Genomic DNA, 6,141 nt, shown 5'->3' with positions numbered 1-6,141 from the left:
GAGCTGTGGCTGCCCGGTCCGGACGGTCTGGTGGGCATGGTGGGCATGACGGAGCAGGGGGCGGCGGAGGCCGTGCGGGGCGGGGCGCGGGCGGACCTCCGCGTCGTCGGATGACCGGGGCGTCCGATTCCGTACGGGTGGTCGTGGTCTGGGTGCCCGACTTCCCGGTGCTGGCCTGCGGTACGCAGGACGGTGCGCCGGTGGCCGTGGTGCACCGGGGCGCGGTGGTGGCGTGCTCCGCGTCCGCGCGGGCGGCCGGGGTCCGGCGGCGCATGCGGCTGCGGGCCGCGCAGGCCCGGTGCCCCGGGCTGCGGGTCGTCGAGCGGGACCTCGCCGCCGAGGTGAGGATGTTCGAACAGGTGATGCACCGCGTGGAGGCGGAGGTGGTGCCCCGGCTGGAGGTGATCCGGCCCGGGCTGATCGCGGCCCCGGCACGCGGAGCCGCGCGGTACTGGGGCGGCGAGCCGCAGCTGTCCGTACGGCTGGCCGACACCGTCACCGCACTGGGCCTGCCCGCCCGGGTCGGGATCGCCGACAGCACCTTCGTGGCGGCGCTCGCGGCCCGCCGGGGCGACGGAGTGGTCGTCCCGGCGGACGGGAACGCCGCGTTCCTGGCCCCGTACCCGGTGGGCGTGCTGGGCGTGACCGGCCTGGCCGAACTGCTGAAGCGGCTCGGCATCCGTACCGTCGGGGACTTCGCACGGCTGCCGGCGGGCCGGGTGGCGGAGCGGCTCGGCCCGGAGGGGATCGGCGCCCACCGCGTCGCCCGTGGAGGGTCGGCCCGGCCGGTGTCCGTACGGGCCGCCGTCCAGGACCACACGGTGCAGCGGCTGTTCGAGGTCCCCGAGGAGCGGACGGACGCCGTCGTGTTCGTGGCGATCGCACTCGCGGACGAGCTGCACGAACGCCTGGCGGCGGCAGGAGTGGTGTGCGCGCGGGTGGAGGCCGTGGTCGGGACGGCCGACGGCCGGACCCTGACGCGGATCTTCCGGCACGAGGGGCGGCTGTCCTCCAGGGCGGTGGCCGAGCGCGTGCGCGGTGTACTGGCCGCCTGGTCCGAGAGAGGCCTGCTGGACGCCGGCGGCGCGGAACCGGGCATCCGCCGCCTGGCCCTGCGCCCCGACGGGATCTCTCCGGACACCGGCTCGCAGGGCGCGTTCGACGGGGAGCGGGACACCCCGGTGGAGGTGGAACAGGCCGCCGCCCGGGTGCAGGCGGTGCTCGGGCACCGGGCGGTCACTCGGATCATCGAGGTCGGCGGCCGGGGGCCGGGTGACCGGATCCGGCTCGTCCCGGTCGGCGACGTCCCCGACGACGGCGCGGGCGCCGAGAGCGGTCCCTGGCCGGGACGGCTGCCCGCCCCGCACCCGGCCGCGGTCTATCCGGTACGGCGTCCGGCCCGGCTCACCGGGACCGACGGCGCGCCGGTCGGCGTGGCCGGCCGGCTGGAGCTGTCGGCCGAGCCCGCGTTCCTCGCGGTCGACGGGCGCCGCCGGGCCGGGGTGAACGGGTGGGCCGGGCCCTGGCCGGTGCTGGAGCAGTGGTGGACGCGGGACAGCGGTCGGCGGATCGCCCGGATGCAGGTCACCACCGACGACGGGCACGCGTGGCTGCTGCTCGTCGACCGGGGCCGGTGGTGGGTGGAGGCCCACTATGGGTGACCTCCTCCGCCTCCCCACCGCGGACCGCCCGGAGGACGGCTGGGCCGAACTGCACGTGCACAGCGCGTTCTCCTTCCTCCGCGGGGCGAGCGGGCCGGAGGACCTGGTCGCCGAGGCCGCCCGGCTCGGCATCGGCGTACTGGCGGTGACGGACATGGACGGTCTCCACGCCGCGCGCCGCCTGCACATCGCCGCCCGCGAGCACGGGATCGACACCGTCCACGGCGCCGAACTCACCCTCGGCGACCCCGTACTGGGAACACCGGTGGTGCTCGCCCGCACCGTGGAGGGGTTCCGGCTGCTGTCGGCGGTGATCTCCGCCGCGCAGCTCGCCGGGTCGAAGAACTCCCCGGTCTACGACCTGGACGCGGTGGCCCGGGCGGCCGCCGCGGGGCACTGGGCCGTCCTGCCCGGCTGCCCGCCGCCGGGCGCCGACCGGTGCGATGTCACCGCCGTCGCCCACCGGCTCGCCCGGCTGACCGACGTCTTCGGCACGAGCGGTACGCATGCCGAGCTGGTCGACCACCGGCTCCCGGAGGACTCGGTCGCCGCCGACGCGATGTGGGTGGCCGCCCGCCGGGTCGGGGTCCCGGTGGTGGCCACCGGCGCCGTGCACTACGCGGCCCCCCGCCAGGCCCGCGTGGCACAGGCGCTCACCGCGCTGCGCCGCCGCGAGACCCTGGACCGGGCCGCCGGACATCTGATGGCCGCCCCGACCGCCCATCTGCGCCCCCGGGCCGAGCGGGCGGCATTCCTGTCGCGGTATCCCGGCGTCGCGGACACCACCGTCGCCCTGGGCCGCGCCTGCGTGATCGACCTCGGCGAACTGCGCCCCGAACTGCCGGAGTTCGCGGTGCCCGCAGGGTATACACAGGACTCGTGGCTGCGGGACCGCGCCGAGGCCGCCTGCGCCGACCGCTACGGCCCCCGCGCCGACCCGGGAGCCGGGGAGGCCTGGCGGCAGCTCGACCACGAACTCGAACTCGTCGCCGGACTCGGGCTCGCGGGCTACTTCCTGATCGTCCACGACATCGTCCGGCACGCCGCCGAACAGGGGATCTGGTGCCAGGGCCGAGGCTCCGCCGCCAGCAGCGTGACCTGTTACGTCCTCGGCGTCACCGCCGTCGACCCGCTCCGGCACGGTCTGCTCTTCGAGCGATTCCTGTCCCTGGAGAAGGCGGGCCCGCCGGACATCGACCTCGACCTGGAGTCCGGGCGCCGCGAGGAGGTCATCCAGTACGTCTACACCCGCTACGGCCGCCGGCACGCCGCCCAGGTCGCCAACATGATCACCTATCAGCCGAGGCTCGCGGTCCGCGACGCGGCCCGCGTCCTCGGCTACCCGGAAGCGCGGACCCGGGAGATGACCCGGCACATCCACCACGCCCCGCCCGGCCCCGACACCGCCCTCCCCGACGACGTACGCGACCTCGCCGCCCAGCTCCACACCCTCCCGAGGCACCTCGGAGTGCACTCGGGCGGCATGGTCCTCACCCGGCAGCCCATCGGCGAGATCATGCCCGTGGAGTGGGCGACCGCCGAGGGCCGCAGCGTCCTCCAGGGCGACAAGGACGACGTCGCCGCCGCCCGGCTCGTCAAGATCGACCTGCTGGGTCTCGGCATGCTGTCCGCCCTCCACACCGCCTGCGACCTCATCCACGAGCACCACGGCGTCCGCTACGACCTCACGTCCATCCCCCAGGACGATCCGGACGTCTACGAGATGATCGCGCGGGGGGACACCATCGGCGTCTTCCAGGTCGAGTCCCGTGCCCAGATCTCCACCCTTCCCCAACTGCGGCCGACGAAGTTCGAGGACCTGGCCGTCGCCGCGTCGATCATCCGCCCCGGCCCCATCCAGGCCGGCAGCAAACACCCGCTGCTCCGCCGACGGCGCGGCGAGGAGGCGGTGACGTACCCCCACCCGCTCGCGAAAGCCGCGCTGGAGCCGACCCTCGGCGTCGCCCTCTGGCAGGAACAGGCCATGCAACTCGCCATCGACTGCGCGGGGTTCAGCCCTGGCGAGGCCGACCGGCTCAGGAAGGCGATGGCGGCCAAGCACGCCCCGGAGAAGGTCGCCGCGATGCGTGGCCGCCTGCTGACCGGCATGGCCGGGCGCGGCATCCCCCCGGCCGCCGCCGAGAAGATCGTCTCGATGATCGAAGCCTTCTCCGACTACGGGTTCCCGCAGTCCCACGCCCAGTCGATGGCCGGGCTCATCTACGCCAGCGCCTGGATCAAGCACCACCACCCCGCCGCGCTCATCGCGGCGATCATGGCGAACCAGCCGATGGGCTTCTACGACACCCAGACCCTCATCGGCGACGCGGAACGCCACGGCATCACCGTCCGCGGACCCGCCGTCCGGACCTCCCGCGTCCATGCCACCCTCGAACCCGGCCCGATGCCCGGCCTGGCTCCCGGTTCGACGCCAGGCCCGGCGTCCGGGGCACGGCCCCCGGCGATCCGCCGCGGTCTGACCAGCGTCACCGGCCTCGGCGAACAGGCCGCCGAGGAGATCATCGCCCTCCGTACGGAGCGGCCGTTCGCCGACCTGGACGACTTCGCCGCCCGTACCCGGCTACCGCCCCGGGTCCTGGAGCAGTTGGCCACCGCGGGCGCGCTCGACGGTCTGGGCGGGCACCGGCGTACCGCCCTGTGGAGCGTGGGCACCGCACCCGGCCGCACCCGCCAGCCCCCGCTCCCCGGACTCGCCACCCCCGTGACCGCGCCCGAACTCACCTCCATGACCACCGCCGAGGAGACCACCGCCGACATCATCGCCACCGGCGCCAGCGCCACCGCCCACCTCGTCCAGCACATCCGCCCCCACCTGGACCGCCTCGGCACGCTCCCCACGGCCACCGCCCGCACGCTCCCCGACCGGGCCCAGGTGCGGATCGGCGGGCTGCCGAAGTACCTCCAACGCCCCCCGACCGCCCACGGCGTGGCCTTCGGCGCGATCGAGGACGAGACCGGCATGATCAACCTCGTCTTCGCCCCGCACATCTGGGACCGTTGCTACCGGACCCTCATCGACGCCCCCGCCGTCCTCCTCACCGGCCGCATCGAGCGCAGCGACGGCACGGTCAACGTCGCCGTCGACCGGGTGGAGACGATCCCCGTGGCCGCCCCCGTTCCCCGGCGCCACGTCGGGCACCGCTAGAGCACGGGCCGGAGCGCTCTCCCGGCCGCGTGGCCATCATGGGACCCATGACTTCTCCCTCACCGCGCTGGGCGCGCGTCGAGCGCCTCGATGCCGCGAAGACGCTCGACGCCCTTCATGCCCGGACCGGTGTCCTGCTGACCCTGGAGGGCCCCTGCCCGGGCGGGCAGGTCGGCACCGCCTACGTGCGCGGGCCGGACCATCGCCGTTCCGTGCTCAAGTGGCGCCCGCACAGCCGCGTGGCGGACATGGAGGCAGGGCCGCTCACCGTCAGCCGCGTGCTACGAAGCGCGGGCTGTCCGGCCCCGGCCACCGAGCTGGTGGCCCAGGTCGGCCACGCGGTCGTCATGGTCCAGGAGCTCCTGCCCGGCACGAAGATCGACCACCTCGACCACCCCACCCTGGTCCGGGCCCTCGAACTCAACCGGTTGCAGGCCGGCCGGCTCGCCGACCACCCGGAGGTTCCCGCCGCGGAGCTGTTCCTGCGCCAGGACGGCCCCGGCTACTGCCTGCACGATCCGCTGCGCCGGCACAACCGCCGCAGTGCCGCGCTGGAACACCGGGTCGCGGAGATCGGCGCGGACCACCCCGACCGGCTGTCCGGCGACGACGCCGTGCACATGGACTTCCACCCCGGAAACCTGCTGGCGACCGGCGGCTCGATCACCGGCGTCGTCGACTGGGACGGAGCCGCCCGTGGCGACCACCGGTTCGACCTGGTCACCCTGCGCTTCGGCATCCACGGCGGGGGAGCGGACCCGGAGGCGACGCGGCATCTCGACGCCGTACTCGACGCGCTCCCCGAGGACGTCCTGCGGCCCGCCTGGGCGCATATGAGTCTCCGTATGGTCGACTGGGCCATCAGGCACTTCGCCCCGTCGGACGTGGAGCACTGGCTCGACCTCGCCGAACAGCGCCTGAGCTGACGGAGGCCGAGACCAGCCGCGCCATACCGCGTGGCCGCCGCTCACCAGCCCGTCCACAGCAGGTGGTTGATCAGCAGCGCCGGAACGGCCGACGCGACCAGCCAGTACCGCACCCTCCGGCGGGGAAGCAGCGCCGCCGCGGGCAGCAGCCACAGCAGGAACGGCTGCCAGATGCGCTCGGTCTCCGCCTTGCTCATCCCGGAGAGGTCAGCGGCGAGCAGCGCCGCCAGCGCCGCGAGCACGAGCAACGCCAGCCGCCCTTCCGAGGAGGCCGCCGCCGGGCCGCCCCGCAGCGCCCGCACGGCGCCGGGTGCGGCCACCGCGCTCCGGCGCAGTCCGGCGACGGCGGCGAGCCCGGCCGCGAGGGTCGCGCAGGCCAGGTTGGCCC

At 75.1% G+C, this 6,141-nt stretch carries 3 protein-coding genes and 1 pseudogene; 3 read left to right on the top strand and 1 reads right to left on the bottom strand.

Annotated features, from left to right (window positions below):
• Positions 1-110 precede the first annotated feature (110 nt).
• From G3I54_RS04245 to G3I54_RS04235, 3 genes are read left to right on the top strand one after another with little or no spacing between them, the layout of a single operon-like run.
• Positions 111-1,661: a DNA polymerase Y family protein gene (locus G3I54_RS04245; RefSeq protein ID WP_164611231.1), complete on the top strand. Its 1,551-nt coding sequence runs from the start codon at positions 111-113 to the stop codon at positions 1,659-1,661.
• Positions 1,654-4,827: an error-prone DNA polymerase gene (locus G3I54_RS04240; RefSeq protein WP_164611229.1), complete on the top strand. Its 3,174-nt coding sequence runs from the start codon at positions 1,654-1,656 to the stop codon at positions 4,825-4,827. Before G3I54_RS04245 ends, G3I54_RS04240 begins: the two co-directional genes overlap by 8 nt.
• A 47-nt stretch (positions 4,828-4,874) precedes the next feature.
• Complete coding sequence (locus G3I54_RS04235) at positions 4,875-5,753, top strand: aminoglycoside phosphotransferase family protein (RefSeq protein ID WP_239144221.1); 879 nt, start codon at positions 4,875-4,877, stop codon at positions 5,751-5,753.
• Positions 5,754-5,794: 41 nt separating this feature from the next.
• Here G3I54_RS04235 and G3I54_RS04230 read toward each other — a convergent pair.
• A pseudogene (locus G3I54_RS04230) lies at positions 5,795-6,141 on the bottom strand (hypothetical protein); the annotation flags it as partial.

This window comes from Streptomyces sp. SID14515 (assembly GCF_010548505.1).
Classification (GTDB): domain Bacteria; phylum Actinomycetota; class Actinomycetes; order Streptomycetales; family Streptomycetaceae; genus Streptomyces; species Streptomyces caviscabies.
The sequence above is the reverse complement of the archived record's forward strand: the minus strand, read 5'-3'. Positions and strand labels throughout refer to the sequence as shown.